This window comes from Micromonospora inyonensis (assembly GCF_900091415.1).
Lineage (GTDB): Bacteria > Actinomycetota > Actinomycetes > Mycobacteriales > Micromonosporaceae > Micromonospora > Micromonospora inyonensis.
This window is the reverse complement of sequence record NZ_FMHU01000001.1, coordinates 2380723-2401683: the sequence shown is the minus strand read 5'-3', so window position 1 is coordinate 2401683 and position 20961 is coordinate 2380723. Positions and strand designations below refer to the sequence as shown.

The following is a 20961-nucleotide window of genomic DNA, read 5'->3' as shown; positions in this document are numbered from 1 at the left end:
CCTCCCGCAATAGTCGTAGCCTTCCACAGCTTTGCAACGGCTCTGCGCGGGCTCCTTCGCCTGGCATGAACCTGCCATCCCTCGAGGGATGGCACACGGCTTCCGTAGGCTCATCCGCACCGAACGCGGACCCGGGATCAGCCTGGCCCGCTTCGAAACGTCGAGCGTTCGGAGAAGAAATGACGGCAATCGCGGTGCTGGGTACCGGCCGCATGGGTACCGTCCACGCACGCAACCTCCGCGCGGCGGACCCTACGCTTGAACTGGTGTTTTTTGATGTTTCCAGGAACGCGGCGACTGCGTTGTGCGCGCACGTCGCGGGTCGTGTCGCGGATACGCTGGCCGATGCGCTCACCGGAGTGGACGGGGCCGTTGTTGCGACGCCTTCCGATAGTCATTACGACGTGGCGCGGGCCGCGATCTCCCGCGGCATTACCGTCTTCTGCGAGAAGCCGATGGTTATCGGGCTCACCGAAGCCGACAAGATCGTCACATTGGCGGAAAGGTTCGACGTCCAGGTCCAGGTCGGATTCCAGCGCCGGTGCGACCCTGATTACGTGGCCTTGAAGAACGCCGTCCGCAGTCTCCGCCACGGCGACCCGTTGCTGATTCGCGCGGTCGCCGCCGACCGGTGGCCACCGTCGACGGAATTCATGGCGCATTCCGGTGGAATCGTTCGTGACTGTCTGATCCACGACTTGGACGTGGTGCCGTGGATGACGGGGCGCGATGTGAGCTCGGTCTACGCGCAGGGGGCAATCCTCACTGCCGGATCCTACGCGGAGCATGACGACCATGACATGGTGACCGTGGTGCTGACCCTTGACGGCGGCGCGCACGCGGTGTTGACGGCCAGCCGGACGAACCCGCTCGGGTACGACCACCGCATCGAATTCCTGGGCACCGCCGGCACGGCGAGCGTCGGCCTGGACCGTCGAACCCCGATCCGCCGGACCGACGAGGAGTGCCGTCCGGAGACGGTGTACGAGGACTTCAGAGAGCGCTTCGCGGCCGCGTACGCCGCAGAGATGATGGCATTTCTGCGGTTGGTCGCCGGCGACGGCGAAAATCCCTGCCCGGCCCGCGAGGCCCGGAAAGCGCTTGTTCTCGCGGAGGCCGTTGAGCGGTCGATCCGGCTCGGTCGCCCGGTGAATTTGACCGGACCCGTGCGAACATCCGGATTGTGAGTCCGCGCTGGTCGGGCATGTCTGGGAACCCGAAGGCGATTACCGGATCACGCGCGCGAGACGATCGCCGGTCGCAGTAGGCGAGGCCCCATCCGGTGCCGCGCCCGCGACGACGTCGTCCTGAGTCACGCCGAAGATTGATGTGAGATGCGAGCTGTCCTCGACCCGGCGTGGATCTGCCGAACGGTCTCCTCGACGCTCAGCCCGGTGTTGTCGAGCCAGAGTCCGGTCCCGGACAACTCTGCACGGATCTCGTCGGCCAAATGCCGCCACGCGGGCAACACCCTCTTCGTCGTCCTGGCAAGGTCGCGGGCCTCCGCGGTCTCCATCGAGGGACAGAGCACCACCAGGGCGACCTGTTCCGGGGCGAGGAGGCCGAGATACTGATCCAGGCGGCGCCGGTTGGCCACCACGTAGTCGATGACCACCGCGAACGACTCCGCCCGGAACGACCGAGCGAGCATGCACTGATGCCGGATGTTCAAGCCGATCTGCCGCTCGGACTCGGCGTCGGCCTCGGGCCGAGGCGGTACACCACCACTGACGATCATCCGTTGCAGGAGATCGCCCTCGATGTGCACCCCCCGCCCGACGCTTCGTGCCAGGGCCCGCGCGGTGGTGGATTTGCCGGAGCCCGGGATCCCCGTGACGAGCCACAGTGCCATGTCGGTCGCCGGCCTGGGGCCGGGAACGAGGTCGGACGAAGGCGTCACGAGCCTCCGCCAAGCGACATCGTCTCGGCATGGAGGTCGTGCAACAGATCCAGGGCGCCGATCGACGCTTCCGGGGCCGCCGACGTCAGGGCGATCGCCTGGTTGACCCGGGCCACATAGTCGGTGGGAACGAGGGGCATCCCGCCAGCGATTGCCAGGGCCCCCTTCTCGTTGGTCAGGTACTCACCGTTGAGCGCGAAGACTACCTGGTTCAGGCAGGCAATCGAGCGAAACACACAGCCGATCACGTAGGCCGCGTCGCCACGCTTGGCGGCGCTCGTGGCCGTGCCGAGCGCGAAGCCCGCCTCCCAGCCGAACTGGTCGAGGATCGCCCGCCGGAGCGGTTGCGGGTAGGGCCGGGTCAGCGCACGAAGCTCCTCGAGCCGGTGCTGCGGATCGTGTACCAGCTGGTTGTAGGAGACCTCTCCGGCGTAGATGACGGTACAGAAGCCGTGCGGGTGACCGACCTGGTAACAGATCTGCGGCCGCCCTGCGACGCACTCGCGGACCACGTCGTCCACCCGCTCCAGCTCGCGCAGCAGGATGTCGGTCTTGCGCCCGGCGACCTGCAGCCAGGCACCGCCGTTGATCCAGGGGCCCCAGTCGCCATACCCGCCGACGCCTGCTGGTGCGCCGGCGTCGTCCAGTGCGGTGAACACCTCGCGGAGGAGCTGCATGTCCGGCCGCTCGTTCCGATGGTAGTAGAGCCCAACGTCGATGTCGGAGTTGGCGTCCGCAGTGCCCCGCGCGTGGGATCCGCCAAGCGCGATTCCGGCGATCCCCGGTAGATCGGCTACGCCGTCCCGGACCCGGTCCAGCACAATCTTGACGCTCGGTTCCATGCTTCCTCCGATGTCCGTCTCGACGGCGGCCTTCAGGTGTCTACGCCGGCCGATCCTACCGAAGGCTGGGCCAGTCTGCGCCGGTGCAGGACGAAGTAGACCGCTCCGGCCATCAGGCAGACACCAGCGATTGTCATCGTGGCTGAGGCACCCAGACTATCGGCCAGCCCGCCCCAGGCAAGTGAAGCGGTTGCCAGGCCGACCCCCTGCGCGATGAACGTCAACGCGGCAGCCTGCCCTCGTGCGTCCGGCGACGTGGTCTGGACCCGGGCCGTCAACGCCGCGGAGACGATCGCACTCGCGAAGCCGTACAGCACGAGCAGGACGACCAGCCAGGGCACCGCCTGCGCGAGTCCGATCCCACCCACCGTCGCGGCCAGCCCGAACAGCAGGACGGACCGGACGATCCAGCGCCGGTCCCGATCGACGACGACGAAGCCGATCGGACCGGCGAGCACCGACCCGATCGCGGGCACGGACGCCAGCAACGCGTAGGTCTTCATCGACAGCCCGAGGTCGAGGTTGATGAGGACAGGCAGCAGGCGTAGGGGCGCGGTGGCGAACGCGGCGACCACGGCGATCAGCACGATCTCCACTCTTAGCCGCTGTGCCAGGGCGCGTAGCGAGGGTGTCGGTCCGGTCGCGCGCCGGGTCGGCCGGGCTCGGTCGGGGGCGATCCGGATGGCCGCGGCGCATCCCGTGATGACAAGCAGGAAGCTGATCGCGTCGAGCAGGAAGACGGCGGCGGGTCCGCCCACCAGCAGCAGGCCCGCGCCGACGGCAGGCCCCGCGATCCGGCTGATGCGCAACTGGAGTGACTCCATCAGCATCGCCTGCTCCCGGACCTGGTCGGAGACGAGGTCGTTGAACAGCTTGTTCCAGGCCGGTCCGCCAGCCCCAGCCACGACACCGCCCACTGTGGCCAGCAGCAGGAGGACGAGCACGTCCCGGCCACCCGACATCCAGTAGCCGGCTCGCGCCGCTCCCAGCACCGCGAGTACCGTGAGCGAACCGAAGAGCAGCCCCACGGCGCCGTGCCGGTCCACCAGTCGCCCCCCGATCGGAGCGCTCACCAGCGACAGCATTGTGGGCACGGCGATCAGGGCCGTTGTCCAGGCGGCGCTCTGGCTGACCGTCACCACGACCGCCGGCGTCACCGTCGACTCCGCCCAACTACCCACGTTGGACAGAAAAGCGCCGGTCCAGAACACCCAGAACGCTCGGCCGAACGCCAGGGAGCGGCGGCGCTGGCCGGCTGTCTGCTCCGCATCAGCGGCCTGGCCCGCAGCGGCCGTCACGGCTGCTCGTACAGGGTGAGCACGTGTGCGGGACGGACGGCCGGATCGAGGTGCACAGTCTGACGCCCGCTCCAGTCGTACGTCTCACCAGTGAGTTCGTCGTGCGCCCGCAGGCGTGTGCCGTCGCCAAGGCCCAGCTCGGCGAGGTCGAGGGTCACCGTGGCCCGTTGTGCGTTGGCCGGATCAAGGTTGACCACGACCAGCACGATGTCCGCCTCGAACTGCCGGGAGAAGACAAGGATTTGATCGTTGTCCGCCCGTTGCAGCCGCAGCTGGCCACGCGGACCGAGTGCGCTGTGTGCGTGGCGTATGGCGTTGAGTCGGGTCAGCAGTGGTGAGAGCGGCGCCGTCCGGCGGTTGCGGGGCCGGTACTGGTACTTCTCGGAGTCGGCGTACCGATCCTGGCGCGGGCCCCGTGCTCGGCGCTCGGCGAACTCGAACCCCGCGGACATTCCCCAGTTCGGTGATGCCATGCTGGCGATCACCGCCCGCACCCGGAACGCGGGCTCGCCGCCGTCTCGTAGGTAGGGCATCAGATAATCAGGGGTGTTCACAATGAGGTTCGGCCGGAAGAAGGCCGAGCGTTCGCCGTCCAGCCCGGCCAGAAACTCCTCGAGCTCCGCCTTGTCCGTGCGCCACGTGAAGTAGGTGTAACTCTGGCTGAACCCGATCTTCGACAGCCAGTCCTGCACGGTCGGGCGAGTGAGCGCCTCAGCCAGGAACACGACCGCTGGATGCTCGTGTCGCACCTTGTCCATGACGTCCTGCCAGAATCGCAGTGGCTTACCGTGCGGCATGTCCACCCGGAATGCCGCCGCTCCGAGGCCGATCCAGTGATTCAGGATCCTGACCGTTTCTGCCTTGATCTCCTCACTGGCCGGGCCGGTCACATCAAGGGTGACGATGTCCCGGTAGAGGCCGCTGTCGCTTTCCGCGCAGCGCAGGGAGCCGTCCGGCCGTTGGTGGAACCAGTGGGGCCGCTCGCGGACCCAGGGATGGTCGGGCGAGCAGTTGAGGGCGAAGTCCAAGGCCACCCGCAGGCCGAGCGAGCCCGCCCGGTCGACGAAGGCGGCGAAGTCGGCCAGGGAACCCAGGTCGGGATGGGTTGCGAGATGGCCGCCCTCCGCGGAGCCGATCGCCCATGGACTGCCGGGATCACCAGGGGCGGCCACCGGCGCGTTGTCGCGTCCCTTCCGGTTGGTCCGGCCGATCGGATGGATCGGCGCGAGGTAGACGACGTCGAACCCCATCGCCGCCACTTCGGCCAGCGCATCGGCGGCGCTGGCGAAGGTGCCGCTGACCGTGCCGTCCGATCCTTCCGATCGGGGAAACATGGTGTACCAAGCCCCGTGACCGGCGAGCGGCGCCTCGACCAGCAGGGGGTGGCTTCGGCTGAGGACGTCCGCACCACGCAGGCTCTGCGCAGCCGGCTCCAGCGCATCGCACAGCAGCAGCGCCGTTTCGCCGCGTTCACCCCTGCTCGTCGCCCGGTTCACCCGCTCCAGCAGGTCGGTGAGCTGGTCCGTCGGCAGCCCCGCGCGCCCTTCCCGCACCACCTCGGCCAACCAGTCAAGCTCGGTGGTGGGGTCACCGCCGGCGGCCTGCTTGCCCAGCAGTGACCTCCGGCAGGTGGCCAGCGGGTCGATCCACGCCTCGATCCGGAAGGACCAGGGACCGAGTTCGTCCGGCTCGAAGGCCGCGTGCCAACGGTCCATGCCCGCACCGACCGGGTGCATCGGCCGCAGGAGTTGGCGTCCGCTGGGCGCGACGACATGAACAGCGGCGGAGATCGCGGTGGACTCCTGATCAGCGAAGATCGTTGCCTGTACGTCGACTGGGCTGTGCAGCAGTGCCTTGGCGTTCCACCGCCCATCGTCCACGCAGGGTGACACCGCCGCGATGACCACCGGTTCGATCTGTCGGATCATCGGGGGTCGACCTCGGCGAGCACGCGGGCGGCGGCGAAGTACGGCGCCAGAGAGGGGATCCGCCGTAGCCGGGGTATTTCTCCGGGGTAGCGCAGGGCGAGCTCGACCAGAAGGCGGAGGCAGTACGCGTCTCGATGGCGGTGGTAGTTCGCGAGGGACCGCTTGTGATGCCAGGTGTGGTGGAAGTACTTTTCGGGCGACGGCCCGATCCAGACACTGTCTCGGGAGTTCCACATGCCGGGCATGACAGGGGCGACCCGGATGCCCAGCCGCGCCGCCTCTCGCAGCACCAGACGCTGTTCGCAGAACGCCGGGAGCGCGACCGGCGGCAGATCGCCCGGATCCGCGTTCCCGTCCATGAACGACAGCGCGGCGTCCGTGAAGGCCCTGAGGTGGCGCTCGTCTCCGAAGACCGCCACGGCCGTGTTGCAGGCGCGCTCGGGTAGTGGCGGCGCTCCGTCGATGAATCGCTGCGCACCGGGAAGCCGGTCGGCCGCCGGATAGGTGTCGCTGTCGGTCGTTTCCCAGTGGGCAAACAGGAAGTCCGCCGTGCCAAGGGGCAGCGGCTCGCGTAGGAACAGGTCGAGGTCGACCATGGCGACCGGGGCGTCCTCGGCGGCCAGCGCCACGATCTTTCCGCCGGTGTAGTAGATGACCGGGTCGACGGCGACCGGATCCACCGCCTGCAGGCTCGGCCGCACCTCATCGTAGAGGTCGAGCAGGCCGAGCGCGTCCAGGGTGGCGCTGCCGAGGTCGTCGGTGTGCAGCCGAACCGGCCCGTGGAACTCCTGCCACGAGCGCACCGACAGGACCAGCGTCAGCAGCTCGAACGGCGGCGGCGCGAACGTCCCGCCACGGGCCGTCGCAGGCGCCGTCCACAGCACGTGGATCGCGGAAAGGTCGGTGGCTGGCGATACGCCGTCCCTCATGCCTTCACTCCGACGAGATGGATGTGGCGGGCCACCCGGTGCAGCACGGGGTCGTCGGTGACGGCCAGTTCCAGTTCGAGCAGGTCCGCCGGTGTAGGCGGAGCGTCCTCGGTCTCAGGCTGTCCGATCAGGTCACTCAGGACCCGTACGCCGTAGCGGCCGACGACCGTGACGTCACTGTGTGCGAGCTGCTGCTCGACCTCTTCCGAATAGAGCGCCGGGCGGGGAAAGCGGCTGCCGGCCAGGCCGACGACCAGCGAGCGCGACCGCAGTCGTGCCGCGAGTTCCCGTGCCGGTGTGCCGCGTCCCGCCTCCGCGACGAGCTGGCCGTAAATGTTGCTGAAGACCACCGAGACCAGCGAACCGGGGGGCAGCGGACCGACGGAGAGGGCCAGCGCCGCCCGCCAGTCGGGGGTGTATTCGAGAACGTTGTGCAGGCTGAGTCCGGCGAAGTCGGCCGCCGGCGCCATGAGAGCAGCCCAATCGACTGTCCCGGACACCAGCGTGCAGCGGTCCAGCAGGCCGGCCTCTGTCAGCCGCCGCTCGGCGGAGGCGAGCAGATCGGTGGCCGGTTCCACGAGCGTGACGTTTCGGCCGCCCGCTGCCAGGTACGCCGCCAGTTTGCCGTCGCCCGCGCCCACGTCGATCCAGCTGCGGTGGTGCGGGGCGAGGTGGCGGTCCAGGTTCTCGACGATGACCTTGTGGCGGAGCAACTGCCATGGAGCCTCCTCCAAGGCGACGTACTCGTCGGCCCGTCCCTGGAAGTAGTTGTCCGGTATGTCCGGGCGGAAGTGCAGTTCTGTCCGGCGTCCCTGCATCACAGGACCTCCCAAAGTCGGGCCAGGTCGGCGTCGGTTGTGTAGAAGTGCGGTGCCAGACGGACGTGGTCGTGCCCGTCAGGGGCCGCGCGGACCGACACCGCCACCCGGTGGGCCAGCAGGCTCGCGGCCAGCATCGAGGTATCCGTTCCGGGCCGCCGGAAGCTGGTGATTCCACTCCACCGCCTGGCAGGCGCGCCAGGAACGTCGTATCCCCGAGCCAGTAGCCCCTCCACCAGTCCGCGGCGTACGCGGTCCAGCCGCTGGTTCACCGCGTCGATGCCGACCCGGTCGAGCAGGCTGAGAGCGGCGTGCAGCCCGACCAGGCCGAGCATGTTGAGAGAACCCGGCTCGAAGCGACGGGCGCTGTCGGCCAGGGCGGCCTCGCCGACGTAGCGTTTCGGCTCACAGGTGCTGTGCCAGCCGACCAGGGGCGGGCGCATCTCGGCCAGCCGATCGCGGCGGACGTACAGGATGCCCATGCCCTTGGGGGCGAGCAGCCACTTGTGGCCGTCGGCGGCGAGAAAGTCGACCTGGCGCGCGTCGACCGGGGTGACGCCGAGCGTCTGGATCGCGTCCACGGCGACCAGCACACCGCGACGGTGTAGCTCGGCGGCGACCGTTGGCAGGTCGAACACCGGTCGGCCGGTGGCGAAGTTCGCGGTCGACAGCGCGACGAGCCGGGTGCCCGGTCCCACCTCGGCGAGCACTTCGTCGCAACTGATCGGCGTGTTCCGGTAGGGGATCGCGGTGACTCGCACACCCCGATCGCTCAGTCGTCGCCACGGCAGCAGGTTGCTGGGGAAATCGCCGGCCATGACCACCACGTGGTCGCCGGGATGCCAGTCGAACGACTCCGCTACGAGGCTCAGCGATGCTGAGGTCGACGGGGAGAAACAGATCTCGTCGGTGGACACGCCGAGCAGGTTAGCGGCCAACCGTCGGGTGTTCTCTTCCAGGCCGGCGCAGATCATGTCGAACTGGCCGGTATGCTGCGCCCGAGTCAGGTATCCGGTGATCGCCTCGGCGACCGGCCGGGGCAGCGGCGCGACTGCGGCGTGCGCCAGGAAGGCCCATTCCCGAGTAACCGGGAAGTCGCGTCGGCGCAGGTTCTCGTCGTTCAGGTACTGCTCGAGCAGATGGCTCACCGTGGCCATCCGCGGGCGTGGCTCAGCGTCAGGTCGAGCCCCTCGGCGAGCGACACCCGGGCCTGCCAGCCCAGCTCTGTGGCAGCGCGAGTGACGTCGAGCCGCTTGCGTAGCGAGCGCGTTCGGGGTGGCCCGCCGAACGTCGGCTCCCGCCGGACGCCGTCGTACCGTTCGCTCACCATCCGGGCGACGTCGGCGATGCCGGTCGCCGTGCCGGTGCCGAAGTTGTAGCAGGAGCCGGGCGCGATGGCGAGCCGTTCGGCGGCGGCGAGATAGCCCTCGACCATGTCACTGACGTAGAGGAAGTCGAGCTGGGTGGAGCCGTCGTCGCGGTGGCCGAATTCGTACGGCTTCCCGGCGGCCAGGGTACGGATGGCGTGCGGGATGAGCCGCCCCTTGTTCTGGTCTCCGGGGCCGTATGTGTTCATGAACCGGCACACCGAGGCCGGCAGACCGTACGTGCGGGCGTACGCCTGCACGGCCATGTCCGCTGCGATCTTCGAGGCTCCGTACAGGTTCCGACCCACCCGGGCCGGGTCGTCCTCGCGCAGCGCCCGGTCGTCGTGGTGTTCCCCGTAGTAGGCGCCGCTGGACGCGAAGACGAACGAGGCGATCGTTCCCGCCCGGCGGACCGCCTCCAGCAGGATGAAGGTGCCGTTGGCGTTTACGTCCAGGGTCTCGGCCGGCTCGGCGACGCTGAGCGGCACCAGAGGCTGGGCTGCCAGGTGGAAGACGTCCTGGACGCGGTGCGTCGCGATGACCTGCTCGACCGTCGCGGCGTCCCGGATGTCCGCCTGGACGATCGTGACGTGCGGCTCCAGTCCAGCGCGGGACAAGTAGCTCTCCGGTCGCCGTACCCGGTCGAGCACCACCACCGATGCTCCCAGTTCGAGCAGCCGCGCTACAAGGTGGCTGCCGCCGAAGCCGTACCCGCCGGTTACCAGGCACCGTCGGTCCGCCCAGAAGCTGAAGCCGCCGCCCGGTGTGTCTCGCTCCCGCCGTCCATCGGTTTCGTCGCCGAACAACCGCTCCTCGCCGCTCACGCCGTACCCACCTTGGCTGGCGCCGGACGATAGTGTCGCCGACGGGCGAACTCGACCGCCGCAGTCAGCGCAGTGCCGAAGTTCGTCGCCGGCCGGAAGTTGACCCGTTCGGTGAGCTTCGTGCCATCGACACGCTGACGGTTGATCGCGGTGGCACCGGTGATGCCGTCGCGCACGGTGACCCGGAAGCCATTGTCCAGGATCGTCGCAGCCCGGTCCGCGTCAAATGTCGACTCGTGCTCGGCCGCCACCTGTACTAGCTGATGCATCACTTCTGGAGTTCTGAGGCTGGCGCAGCCGGGAACGTTGAAGACGTCTCCGCGGCAGGCTGGCTGTGACGCCGCCAGCAGGAGAGCGCGCACGGCGTCGTCGATATAGAGATAGTCCCGCTCGTGTTGTATCGAATCAAAATACAGCTCCGGCGGGCGTGGTCCGCTGCGGTCGAAGACGTAGGACAACGAACGCGGCACCAGGCGGTACTGGTGATTGTAGTCGTGCGGGCCCAGCAGATTGCACAGCCGAAGAACGACAGTCGATATGCCAAAGGACTGGTTGTAACTCTGGGTGAGAACGTCCGCGCCCAGCTTGGCGGCGTCGTAGATCCCGACACCGCGCAGCGGGCTCTGTTCGGTGTAGCGGTCGCCTTCCAGTTCGCCGTATACCTTGTCGGTGGAGGAGACGATCACCGCCTCCGGCCGTGCCGAGCGGTGCCGGCGCAGCACCTCCAGGAGGTTCACCGTCCCCATGGTGTTCGTGGCGATGGCGTTGATCGGGTGTTCCGCCGCCTTCTCGATCATGGAGTACGCCGCGAGGTGGAAAACCGACTGGTAGGGGCGGTCCAGTAGCACCGCCTCCAACTCCTGGTAGCGGGTCACGTCCCCCTCCCGGACACGCAGCACGTCCGGCCCGGCCGGCAGTTCAGCGAGGAGCGAGGGGCGGGTGGGGCGGCAGTCGGCGTCGAAGACGGTGACACGGGCACCCAGCTCCGTCAACCAGCGGGTCAGGTGACCACCAAGGAAACCGAACCCTCCGGTCACCAGCACCTCCTGCCCTCCGAAGTAGCGGGTGAGCGCCTCAGTCTCCGCTGGCACGCCGGTCTCCCTCCACGTCTGTGGCTGCTTCCGATACAGCTGACAGGATGAGTTGACCGAGTCGGTGGACGGTGGCAGGAACCTGCCGCCAGCGTCTGCGACCCCCGGCGTGGGCGGGGAGGGATGCGCCGGAGTCGCTCGCCGCGTTGGCCGTTCGCGTTGGCCGTCCGTGCGGGGAAGCCGGCGACTGAAGCGTTCCAGTGACAACGGAAGAATGTCGGGACATTGAAGGATGTGCTAGGTTGGCGCTGGTCGTGGCCTCGTCATCGGTTGCGGGTAACCGCCTAGCTGGTTATGTTGGAACGATTCGTCGGCAACAATCCCTCGTGCGGCTATATGCATCAGGATTGGAGGTGACACCACTCAACATTGCTTGAGTATCATGCTGCGCGCAAGTCTATCCAGCGATTGCAATTCACGGGGGAATCAGATGAGGATGAACTTTGTCAATGCGTTGCAGGTCCGACAGGTAATTCATGGCGCTCGGAACGATGTTCATCTCACCATGGTGGGCGGTGACTCGTCACCGGCCACTGGCGTCGACGTGGCCGCGGCGCAGGTCGTCGCCGCAGATGGGGTGAGGGTACGGGTGTACGTGCCGGAGGCAAGGCGGGGAACGGACGGGCTGCCCGAGGCGGAACTGACCCAGTTGGCCCGGGCCGGGGCCGAGATCTGCACCACCCTCAACGAACTGCCGAGGATGACCGTGGTGGACGGCTCGATCCTGCTGTTCGCCTGCGACCGCACGGACTACGGCAACGGCGCCGTCATCGGCCGTGACCTGCCCTTCATCCCACTGCTTGTCAACTTCCTGCAGGCTGAAAGCGGGCGGCCGGACCCGGACACCGAGCGCCACGCCGCTTCCCCGCGCCAGCCCAGCCCGCTGGACCGGGAGGTGCTGCGGCAGCTCATCGCGGGGGTGAAGGACGAGTCCGCGGCCCGGGAGATGGGTCTGGCACTGCGTACCTACCGGCGCGCCGTGGCGCGGGTGATGACCCTGCTCGACGCCCGCAGTCGGTTCCAGGCCGGCTACATGGCCGCCAAGCACGACTGGTTGTGAGCCCGCCATCGCGCATGCGGCCACTCAGCCCTGTGCCGATGGCATGAACCGGCCATCATCCGCTGCACCCGACAAGCGTCCCCTAGCGTGACGAGGCAGGTCCACTCGATCCGGTACTGTCCTGAAAGGCTGGCCCAGGTGAATCTGGCACTAGTACGAAAAAGGTCGTGCCGGTTCGAGGTCGACTGCCACGCCGACGTGGTCCGAGGCGAACAGACCGGTGCCGTCCGGTCGGGTGCCAAGCAGGCAGGCGCTTCCCGGAACCGGCCGCATCCCGTCTTGTCGCCGCAGCAGGACGTAGTCCAGCCGCCAGGTGGGCGTCGGCAGCGGCATGGTGCACGTCTCGACGGCGCCGCCGGCGGCTGGCCACGTGTCGTCGATCCGGCCGTCATCCAGCAACCAGCGGATCTGCCGGCTCGATGCCTGGCAGTTGAGGTCGCCACAGATGAGCAGCGGGACGTCGGTACGGGCGCTGGCAGCCCGCTCGGCAAGTTCCCGGACGCAGGCATCCTTCACGGAATCCGGACCGACCGGCAGGTGGGTCGTCCAGATCGTGGCCACCGCTGTGGCGACCTCCAGCACCACGGGGTACCCACCGAACCCGTCGGCTGCGGCGTCCAGCGCGAATTCGCGTTGCGACTGGATCTGCTGCCGGGTGAGGACGGCTGTGCGGCTGCCGTCACCGAACGTGGAGAGCGCCACCTGATAGCGTTCCCCGCTTCCGCCGATGTCCCGGGCCAGCACGCTGGCCCGGTCTTCGCGGCCTGGCTGCGGGGCCGGCACCTCCTGCAGTGCCACGATGTCTGGACGTGCGTCGCGCAGCGCGGTCGCGAGCAGCGCGCGTCGTCGTCGCCAGATCGTCGACTCGTCGGACTCGGTCAGGACTGGGGAGCCAGGCCGCGCACCGCGCAATTCGCTGCGGTCCTGCCAATAACGGTGTGGTGTCGACGCCCCCCAGATGTTGTACGTCGCCACTCGGATCCCGCGGGCCGAAACCTGTTCCTGTCGAGCCACTCGACCGATTCTAGTGAAGGGTGGAACGGATGGCGCAGCGTGCGCTGCTCACCGGTGCTGGTGGATTCATCGGTAGTGAGGAAACGCAGGAGTTCCACGGACTTCTGCGTCGAATGACGGACCCCGGGTGGCAACGGCTGGACCTGCCTGACCCGAGCCGGCACGGCGGCAGCATGAGGCGGCGCACGGTGTTGGTGACAGGTGCCACAGGCACGATCGGACAGGCCGTCGCGACCCGGATGTGCGACGACCAGACCACTGTCGTGCTGCACTTCCACCGGGACAGGGCCGGGGCGTTGGCGTTACGGGAGAAGCTACTGTCGCGCGCAGCCGACGTGGTGACCGTCCAAGCCGATCTCAGCCAGCCAGAGCGGGTGGAGGCGCTGCTGGACACGGTTGCCGAGCGGACCGGCATGCCGAACGTGGTGGTCAGCAACGCCGCCGTCCTGCGCCCCGCAGCCGTCCACCGCGTCCGGATGGCGGACTGGTCAACGAGCCTGGCGGTCAACCTGACGGCTCCCCTGCTGCTGGCCCGGCGTACGGTGCCCGCGATGGCAGCCCACGGCTGGGGCCGAATGGTCTTCGTCACGTCCGTCGCAGGCCTCGGCGGCTGGCCGTTCCAGAGCGGCTACGCCAGCTCCAAAGCCGGCCTGATCGGTCTGGCCAGGACGATCGCCCGTGAGGTGGGCCGCTTCGGCGTCACCGCGAACGCCGTCGCGCCCGGATACGTGCCGTCGTCGATGAGCGCCACCGGTGGCGACCGGGCGCGGACGGCTGCGCTGGCCGCCACCCCGATGCGGCGGGCCGGCCGCGCCGAGGAGGTCGCCGAGGCGGTCGCCTTTCTCAGTTCGGAGGGTGCCTCGTACATCACCGGCCAGGTGCTTGCCGTGGATGGAGGAGCCAGTCTGTGACACCACAATCCATCGTCGAGCCGTACGCCGTCCTCTTCCCTGGGCAGGGGGCACAGTTCCCGGGCATGGCACAGCGCTGGCACGACGAGGTGCCAGCTGTGCGGAAGCTGTTCAGCGAGGCGGAGGCGCTGGCCGGGCTGCCGCTGCGTGAGCTGCTCCTCACCATGGCGAGGGACGCCCAGGTCAGGACGGACTGGACCCAGCCCTGCGTATTTGTGGCCAGCCTCGCCGGCTGGATTGCGCTGCGGGAACGGCTCGCGCGGACCGGGACGGGACAACCGGCGTACCTGTTGGGACACAGCCTGGGACACTTTACGGCCCTGGTGGCGTCCGGTGCGGTCGATCTCGACGCGGGGCTGCGCCTCGTACGACAGCGGGGAGAAATCATGCACCGGTCCGGCCAGCGCAGTCCTGGCGAGATGCTGACCGTTGTCGGGCTGCCCGCCGACGAGATAGCGGCCATGCTCGAGGGCGAGCACGGACGAAAGGTGTACGTGGCCGCCGTGAATGGCCCGGACCAAGTCGTCCTCTCCGGAGACCGGCCGGGCATCGCCTGGGCCGAGGCGACGGCACTGGCGCGTGGCGCGGCGCGTACGGTGCCGCTGGCTATCGGCATCGCCGCCCACTCGCCGCTGATGGCCGAGGCGCAGACCGAGTTCGCCGCCGAGCTGGCCAATTTGGTGATCCACCCGCCGCGCACGCCGGTGGTGCTGAACACCACCGCCCGTCCCAGTACCGATCCGTCCGCCATACGGGCCGACCTGCAGCTGCACATGTTGGAGCCGGTGCGCTGGTGGGAGTCGATCCGGTCGCTGCGCGACACCGGGGTCCAGCGGTTCGTGGACGTGGGACCGGGACGCACGCTGTGCAAGGTGCTCAGCCGTTACCTGCCGCCGGAGGAACTGCTGGCCAACGACCGTCGAGGTGGACTTGAGGTGCTTGCGAGATGAAGGCCCGCGTCCTGTTCTTTCCCTGGTCCGCTGGAGGCGGCGCCGGCTACACCGGCCGAGGGCTGGCCGCCGCTGGGCGGCTCGGCGACGGGTTCGTGTGCGCCTTCGGGCCGTCGGCTGTGGCGCAGATGGTGGCTGAGGCGGGCTACCCGATAGTGGGCCTCCCTGGTCCGGAGAAGCGACCGGAGCGCGTTCCGGCGTTCCTTCCGTTCGCCAACGTCGAGCGAGTTTACGCGGTCGCCGCCCGGTACTACCGCACCCCGGTCGTCACCGCGCACCTGCGTCGCGACCTCGCCGCGATCGACGAGTTCCGGCCCGACATCGTGGTGACCGACATGCAACCCACGGCGGTCCTCGCGGCCCGGATCCGGGGACTGCCGGTGCTCTCCCTGGCCGACACCGACTTCCTTTCCTCGAATCCCCTCGCCTGGATGCCCTGGAGCGCTGCGGCGCCGAGCGTACTGCTGCCGCATCCCGAGGCGTTGCCGGTGCTCAACGAGGTGGCCGCCGAGCACGGCTTGGCCCCGGTCGGCCATGTGAGCGAGCTGCTCTGGGGCGATCGCGTGCTCGTGCCCAGCGCGCCCGAGGTGGAGCCGCCGGTGCCGCCGCCAGCCGGACACGCCGAGGCGGTGTACGTCGGACCGCTGTACTGGGATCCGCCCGGCGCGCCGTACCAGCCGGTCCGCCGGTCGGGCACCCGCCATGTGTACGTCTCCCTCGGCAGTGGGGCGATGATCGGCGAGCGGGCGTTGCGGGAGGTGCTGGCTGCCCTCGACCGGCCGGGTGTCACGGTCTTTCTGTCCGCAGGCATGCGACCGGCAGCGTGGATGCGTGAGTTCGGCAACGTGGAGGTAGGCGGGTTCACCGGGATCACCGGCCCGATCCGCTGGGCGGACCTGGTGTTCAGCCACGGCGGATACTCGACGGTCATCGCGGCTCTGGCACACGGCCGGCCGCAGCTGGTTCTGCCATCGATGTCCGAGCAGGAGGCCAACGGCCGCGCGTTCCTGGCGGCGCACGGAGCCGGGCTGGTGGCGCGCACCTCCCAGGCAGACCCGGTGACGGGTGCACTCGTCCATCAGCACCGGCACGGTGCGGAGACGACAGACCCCGTGACGCCCGCCGCCGCACTGGCACGTACGGTCGACGAGGCGTTCGCCGAGGAGAGGCTGGCGCACCGGGCGGCTTACGCCCAGGCAGCGCTAGCCAGGGAACAGGCGGCAGCCGACCTGCCGGAACTGTTCCGGTCAATACTGGGATGACGGTGACAACGCGCCCCGCAGGATCTTCCCGGATGAGCTGCGCGGCAGCCGCTCCACGCGCTTCACGACGGTCGGCACCTTGTAGAGGGCCAGCTGCGCGGTGAGGTGGGCGATGAGCGCACGCCGGTCGAACTCGTCCGTCGCCTCCACGAAGGCGCACACGCGGACGGGGCCGCCGCCGGTGGCCAGGCCGACAACCGCGCAGTCGAGGATCGGACCGTACCCCCGGATCGCCTCCTCGACCTCGGTGGCCGAGACCTTGTTACCCGCCACGTTGAGGGCCGTGCCCCGCCGGCCCGACAGCCAGAGTGCGCCCGTGCCGTCCACTCGGCCCAGGTCTCCGGTCGGCTGCCAGCCGGACAGTTCCCGGACGGCCGCCGTGCCGGCTGCGGCAAAGGCGTTGATCAGCCTAGGCGAGGGGCCGGCCACCCGGGCCAGTACTTCACCGGCCTCCGGCTCTTCTCCGGGGCGTACCGCCAGCTCGACGCCGTCGATGGCAGCCCCGACGGAACCGGGCAGACCCACCCGGTCCAGCGTGAGCATACCGAGTTCCGAGGTCCCGTAGTGCTCCCGCAGCGGCCAGCCCACGCCGGCCTGCCAGCTCGCCCGGTCGGTCGCTGGTAGGGCGGAGCCGGCGGAGACGCAGAGCCGGGGCCGACGTGACGTGGGCACCCCCGCCGCCCACCACCGGTACAGCAGCGGGACGGACAGCACCACGCTCACCGGCAGCTCGTCGACCGTCCGAGCCAGGCCGCTGGGACCGATCCTCGGCCCCATTCCCAGGTAGCTGGCGCCGGCGAGCAGGGCGGACACGATTCCACCGCAGACGGCGTAGCTGTGATGTGGGGGCGTGGTGCAGAGCGTCACGTCGTCCTCGTCGAGATCGAGAGCATGGCTGAAGCTGGCGGCGTTGGAGATCACTGTCGCCCAGGGGCGCTCGACGCACTTGCGGCGGCCGCCGACCCCCGACGTGGTCAGTCCCAGCCCGGACGTGGCGCTACTCTCGTCTACCGCAAGGAACGCGGCACGCACCGATGCGTGTTCGGCATCCGGACCGGCCGCGTCGAGCAGCAGCAACGACACCCCGGCCAGCTCCGCAGCGGCCACCTCCACCGCGACCTCCACCGCGTCGCCCGCCAGGACAGCCGCCCTGGGACGGGCACCGGCCGAGGCCCGATGGGCCGCCGCCCGGGCGTCCACCCGACGGGCAAGCTCCGCGTATGTCAGTCGGTCATGACTGGTCAGCACCGCCAGCCGGTCCGGACGGGCGGCGGCGACCTGTTCGATCCGGTCGCGCAGTGTGGTCATGCCAGCAGCACCGCCGTCCAGCCCGACGCCTGGGACCTGCTGAGGGCCAGCACCGCGCCGGACGGTGCGGTGCCGACCGCTGCCGCGACCGCACGCAACGGCGCGGTGACCGGGGTGACGGCGTTCGTCGCCACCACCTCCACGTCGCCGAAGGCGGCCAGTAGATCGTCGTCTGGCTCGGTGGCGGTCTGCACCCGTGACAGTGGTCGCGTGGTGGCATCGGCGAATTGACGTACCGCGTCCAGGTTGGCCAGCCGGCGTGCCAGCCGGATCGTAGGACCTGACGCTTCGGCGCCGCTGTCGAGCAGCAGAGCTACTGCTTCACCGGTCGAATCGTCGGCCGCCACACCGAGCGCGGCGAGCGCGGCGGCGGCGAAGCCGGTCACCGCGTCGTATGCCGTGACCAAGCAACGGCTCGTCCGGCCGCTGGAAAGCCGCCGAAGGGCATGCGCGAGTGCCTGACCGCCCGCGTCGAGGCCGAGCAACGTGCTGCCGGCCCCGCTGAGGCCGTGCGTCTTCGCCGCCAGCGACGTCGGCGCGTGTGGGGAGTAGTAGGCGAAGGACTCGGGGTCCAGCCAGCGGGGCCCCGCCTCGGCGAGCTGCTCGTGCATCACCTCGGCGACGTGGGCCATCCCGTAACAGGTGCCAGTCACGATCTCGGTGGCGTCGTTTGCGACGCGGCCCTCGGGCGGGACGGCGAGGGGCTGGCCCTCGTCGGGTGCTCGCGGCGCCAACGCCGCACCGACGGCGTCGGAGAGGCGCTGCGCGACCTCCCGGGTGAAGGCGGGTTGCGCCGGCCAGCCTTCGGCCCCGCGCCGCCGCGCATCCCGATAGGGGGTCAGGTCCCATGACACCGCGCCGACACCCGCCAGTCGGATCGGTGGCCCGGAGAAAGTCATGCGGCCTCCCAGATCAACGCGGTGTTGACGCCGCCGAGCCCACACGAGATCGACAGCGCGTAGCGGCCGGTGACGGCGCGCGGGGACGTGACGATGTCCAGTTCGGACCAGGCCGGGTCCAGCGGGGTGCCGGCGGTGGTGGGAGTGACCGTGCCGTGCTCCAGGCAGAGCAGGCACACGAGGGACTCGATCACGCCAGCTGCTCCCTGACAGTGCCAGAGCAGCCCCTTGGAGCTGTTCAGGGGCGTGTGCGGCAGTCGGTCCCCGAAGACCGAGCGCAACGCCTGGATTTCCGCCGTATCCCCCAGTCGGGTGCCTGGGCCGTGTGTGTTGACGAAGGCTACGTCCGTGACGTCGATGGCTGCCTCGGCGAGTGCCCTGCGGACCGCCAGCTCGATGCCGGCCGACTCCGGAGCCACCAAGTTGGTGGTCCAGCTGCTCGCCCCGTACCCGGCCAGCCGGCCCGATGGGGCGCCGGCTGGCCCGGCCTGGCTTACGCCGCCACGCAGCAGGATGGCCGCCGCGGCCTCCGACACCCCGATCCCTTTGCGGTCCCGACTGAACGGCCGGCACCCGTCGGTGGCGAGCGTACGCAGCGCGGCTAGGCCGTGGAACGCGCTGGCCGAAACGGAGTCGACACCCACCACCAGCACCTGCTCCGCCTCCCCCGCACGCAGCAACTCCTGGGCGTGCCCCAGGGCCACCGCCCCCGAGGCCGACGCGCTGCCCACGGTGGTGGCGCCGCCGCCGACACGCAGGGACTGCGCCGCACGGTCGGCGACGGTGGCCACCAGCGCATCCCCGCATGGACGTTTCCTGTCGAGGGCGTCGCCGAGTGCGTTGCCGCCGGTGTCGGTCGTGCCAACCACAAGGTGGACCGTCCGCCGGTCGGTGTCGTCGAGACCGACCAGGGCCTGTTCGGCGACGGCGACGAGGAGCTCCATGAGCCGGTCCGGCGCGGTCAGCCGGTCCGATGGCGCTCCGGGCACCGCCCCGACTCGGTACCGGCGAGACGTCGGATAGGGCGCGTCGACCCGATGCGCGCGCTCGGTGAGCAACGCGTCCCACAGCTCTTCGACGCTGCGCCCAGTGGGCGCGACCACCCCCGTCCCAACCACCATGATCTCGTCCGTTGCGGGAACCTCGATCGGTCGACCGGTCAGCGCGGCTGCAAGTGAGGCAATGGACACGTTCGGGGCGAGGACCACCTCGTCTTCGATGGTGACTCCGTAGCGGTGCTGCAGGTCCGCCGCGAGGGAGATCAGCGTCACCGAGTCGACACCCAGGAGGGCCAGCGGCTCGTCCTCGGCGATCAGCCGGGGATCGTCGATGCCGGAGACTCGGCCCATGAGTACCTCGCGGACCAGCGCGGCCGCGTCCGCACGCTCCGTCACGGCTGGCCGCCTCCCCAGGCCGCCCGGCCGGGTTCGCCGTACACCGGGCGCTCCTCGTCGACGAGACGGCGCCAGGATGGAACGTGGCCAGCGCAGGCGAGGTCCGCGATGCCCGCCGCAGCGCGGCTCGGCAGCCGTCGAGATGCGACCAGGCCTGATGCAAGGTCCGTCACGTCGTCTCCTCCGTTGCCTCGGGTGCGGCCACCTCGTCGGCGAAGCACCATGCCTGCATCCTGATGACCCGCTGGCGGAGCCGGTCGTCGCGGACGTGTCCCACCGGGGCGGCATCCACCTCGCCGACCTCCCGCTGCAGTAGGCCACAGAGGTTCCGTAGGGCCGCCTCCGTGTCGAGGTACGTTCCCAGAACGGGCCGGTAGACCGTGGCGTCGTCGGCGTCGGGTGCGTAGCGGTGGGCCCCGAGCAGCAGTTCGCCGAGCGACTGTGCGCGGTCGGCGGCTGCCGTGGCCGCAGCCGCCACCGCCAGGAACGCCTCCGCCACGGCAGCGCCGGTGAGGAACAGATTGGGCTGAAGCTCGCCGAGAACCAGCACGTGCAGAGCTCGGGCGAGTGGCCCGGTGATGCCCTCGACCCGCCACCCCTCGCCAAACTCAGCCACCGCGGGAAGGTCGGCCACCAGCCAGCGTGCCGTGGGCTCGAGCAGGGTGAGCCGCAGCGTCTCGGCGGTGTCGACCGGCCGCTCGAAGTGCGCGGTGGCGAAACGGCAGGCGCTGCGTACGACAGCGGGCGTGACCGGGACGACCCGCGTGTAATGGCCCTTGGCCGGAGCGTTGGTGTCCAGCACGACCAGACAATCGTCGTCCGCAGCAACGACCAATACCATGTGGTCCAGGAAGTGTTGTCGTCCCTCGAACTCGTCCCCTGGCCAGTAGTAACGGTCCGGCATCAGAATGACCGGCGTTCCGGCACGGACCAGAGCGGTCAGTTCTGACCAGTGCTTGCGACCGTCGGCGGTGTTTCGCCAGAGAAGGTGGCCACTGCGGTATGCGCCGGACGATCGCCGTCCGCCGGTGAGGTCGACGGGCAGCGCGAGCGCTCGGGCCACCTCGTGCCGGTTGAATCCCTGCGCCCGCAGGACGGCCTCCACGCACCGCAGTAGGCAGCTAAGCCCGTCGAGGGGTCCGGACCGCCAGCCCAGGGAAGCGGCC

Annotated in this window: 19 protein-coding genes; 5 read left to right on the top strand and 14 right to left on the bottom strand. The window is 69.5% G+C overall.

What is annotated here, in order from left to right; all coding sequences use genetic code 11:
• Positions 1–179 precede the first annotated feature (179 nt).
• Entirely contained in the window at positions 180–1187 is a 1008-nt protein-coding gene (locus GA0074694_RS10820) for a Gfo/Idh/MocA family protein (protein ID WP_176737859.1), read from the top strand.
• Between the two features lie 125 nt (positions 1188–1312).
• Here GA0074694_RS10820 and GA0074694_RS10815 read toward each other — a convergent pair whose 3' ends face one another.
• The 9 genes from GA0074694_RS10815 to GA0074694_RS10775 are packed head-to-tail and all read right to left on the bottom strand — an operon-like array spanning position 1313 to position 10997.
• On the bottom strand, positions 1313–1852 hold the full coding sequence (locus tag GA0074694_RS10815) for an AAA family ATPase (protein WP_141714049.1): 540 nt from the start codon (positions 1850–1852) through the stop codon (positions 1313–1315).
• Between the two features lie 44 nt (positions 1853–1896).
• The gene (locus GA0074694_RS10810) at positions 1897–2742 is read right to left on the bottom strand and encodes a nucleotidyltransferase domain-containing protein (RefSeq protein WP_091456416.1); all 846 of its coding nucleotides are present in this window, start codon (positions 2740–2742) and stop codon (positions 1897–1899) included.
• A gap of 32 nt (positions 2743–2774) precedes the next feature.
• A complete protein-coding gene (locus tag GA0074694_RS10805) occupies positions 2775–4040 on the bottom strand; it encodes an MFS transporter (protein WP_176737858.1) in 1266 nt (421 codons plus the stop codon).
• Positions 4037–5947 (bottom strand): maltotransferase domain-containing protein, encoded by a 1911-nt coding sequence (locus tag GA0074694_RS10800; protein WP_176737857.1) that lies wholly within the window; start codon positions 5945–5947, stop codon positions 4037–4039. Before GA0074694_RS10800 ends, GA0074694_RS10805 begins: the two co-directional genes overlap by 4 nt.
• A gap of 17 nt (positions 5948–5964) precedes the next feature.
• Positions 5965–6897 carry a DUF6734 family protein gene (locus tag GA0074694_RS10795; protein ID WP_141714047.1) on the bottom strand — a complete coding sequence of 311 codons (933 nt, stop codon included), beginning with the start codon at positions 6895–6897 and terminating at the stop codon, positions 5965–5967.
• Entirely contained in the window at positions 6894–7715 is an 822-nt protein-coding gene (locus GA0074694_RS10790; protein WP_091456402.1) for a methyltransferase domain-containing protein, read from the bottom strand. The genes GA0074694_RS10795 and GA0074694_RS10790 overlap by 4 nt, the downstream gene beginning before the upstream one ends.
• Positions 7715–8863 (bottom strand): aminotransferase class V-fold PLP-dependent enzyme, encoded by a 1149-nt coding sequence (locus GA0074694_RS10785; RefSeq protein ID WP_176737856.1) that lies wholly within the window; start codon positions 8861–8863, stop codon positions 7715–7717. Before GA0074694_RS10785 ends, GA0074694_RS10790 begins: the two co-directional genes overlap by 1 nt.
• Positions 8860–9906, bottom strand: a complete 1047-nt coding sequence (locus GA0074694_RS10780) for an NAD-dependent epimerase/dehydratase family protein (protein WP_091456393.1) — start codon at positions 9904–9906, stop codon at positions 8860–8862. Before GA0074694_RS10780 ends, GA0074694_RS10785 begins: the two co-directional genes overlap by 4 nt.
• Complete coding sequence (locus GA0074694_RS10775) at positions 9903–10997, bottom strand: NAD-dependent epimerase/dehydratase family protein (RefSeq protein WP_176737855.1); 1095 nt, start codon at positions 10995–10997, stop codon at positions 9903–9905. Before GA0074694_RS10775 ends, GA0074694_RS10780 begins: the two co-directional genes overlap by 4 nt.
• Before the next feature lie 505 nt (positions 10998–11502).
• On the opposite strand from GA0074694_RS10775, the gene GA0074694_RS10770 reads away from it, so the two are divergent.
• Entirely contained in the window at positions 11503–12057 is a 555-nt protein-coding gene (locus tag GA0074694_RS10770; protein ID WP_091456387.1) for a helix-turn-helix domain-containing protein, read from the top strand.
• 150 nt (positions 12058–12207) lie between these two features.
• Here the strand turns inward: GA0074694_RS10770 and GA0074694_RS10765 are convergent, their stop codons facing one another.
• Positions 12208–13071 (bottom strand): endonuclease/exonuclease/phosphatase family protein, encoded by an 864-nt coding sequence (locus GA0074694_RS10765; RefSeq protein WP_176737854.1) that lies wholly within the window; start codon positions 13069–13071, stop codon positions 12208–12210.
• A gap of 194 nt (positions 13072–13265) precedes the next feature.
• On the opposite strand from GA0074694_RS10765, the gene GA0074694_RS10760 reads away from it, so the two are divergent.
• The 3 genes from GA0074694_RS10760 to GA0074694_RS10750 are packed head-to-tail and all read left to right on the top strand — an operon-like array spanning position 13266 to position 16194.
• Complete coding sequence (locus GA0074694_RS10760; protein ID WP_176737853.1) at positions 13266–13982, top strand: SDR family oxidoreductase; 717 nt, start codon at positions 13266–13268, stop codon at positions 13980–13982.
• Positions 13979–14932 (top strand): ACP S-malonyltransferase, encoded by a 954-nt coding sequence (locus GA0074694_RS10755; protein ID WP_091456374.1) that lies wholly within the window; start codon positions 13979–13981, stop codon positions 14930–14932. Before GA0074694_RS10760 ends, GA0074694_RS10755 begins: the two co-directional genes overlap by 4 nt.
• Positions 14929–16194 carry a glycosyltransferase gene (locus GA0074694_RS10750; RefSeq protein ID WP_091456371.1) on the top strand — a complete coding sequence of 422 codons (1266 nt, stop codon included), beginning with the start codon at positions 14929–14931 and terminating at the stop codon, positions 16192–16194. Before GA0074694_RS10755 ends, GA0074694_RS10750 begins: the two co-directional genes overlap by 4 nt.
• Here the strand turns inward: GA0074694_RS10750 and GA0074694_RS10745 are convergent.
• The 4 genes from GA0074694_RS10745 to GA0074694_RS30840 all read right to left on the bottom strand — a co-directional run bounded on the left by GA0074694_RS10745 (position 16180) and on the right by GA0074694_RS30840 (position 20900).
• The gene (locus GA0074694_RS10745; RefSeq protein ID WP_091456367.1) at positions 16180–17502 is read right to left on the bottom strand and encodes a class I adenylate-forming enzyme family protein; all 1323 of its coding nucleotides are present in this window, start codon (positions 17500–17502) and stop codon (positions 16180–16182) included. The genes GA0074694_RS10750 and GA0074694_RS10745 overlap by 15 nt on opposite strands.
• Positions 17499–18401 (bottom strand): hypothetical protein, encoded by a 903-nt coding sequence (locus GA0074694_RS10740; protein WP_091456362.1) that lies wholly within the window; start codon positions 18399–18401, stop codon positions 17499–17501. The genes GA0074694_RS10745 and GA0074694_RS10740 overlap by 4 nt, the downstream gene beginning before the upstream one ends.
• Positions 18398–19795 (bottom strand): beta-ketoacyl synthase N-terminal-like domain-containing protein, encoded by a 1398-nt coding sequence (locus GA0074694_RS10735; RefSeq protein ID WP_176737852.1) that lies wholly within the window; start codon positions 19793–19795, stop codon positions 18398–18400. Before GA0074694_RS10735 ends, GA0074694_RS10740 begins: the two co-directional genes overlap by 4 nt.
• A gap of 169 nt (positions 19796–19964) precedes the next feature.
• Entirely contained in the window at positions 19965–20900 is a 936-nt protein-coding gene (locus GA0074694_RS30840) for a cysteine peptidase family C39 domain-containing protein (RefSeq protein WP_176737851.1), read from the bottom strand.
• Positions 20901–20961: the final 61 nt, after the last annotated feature.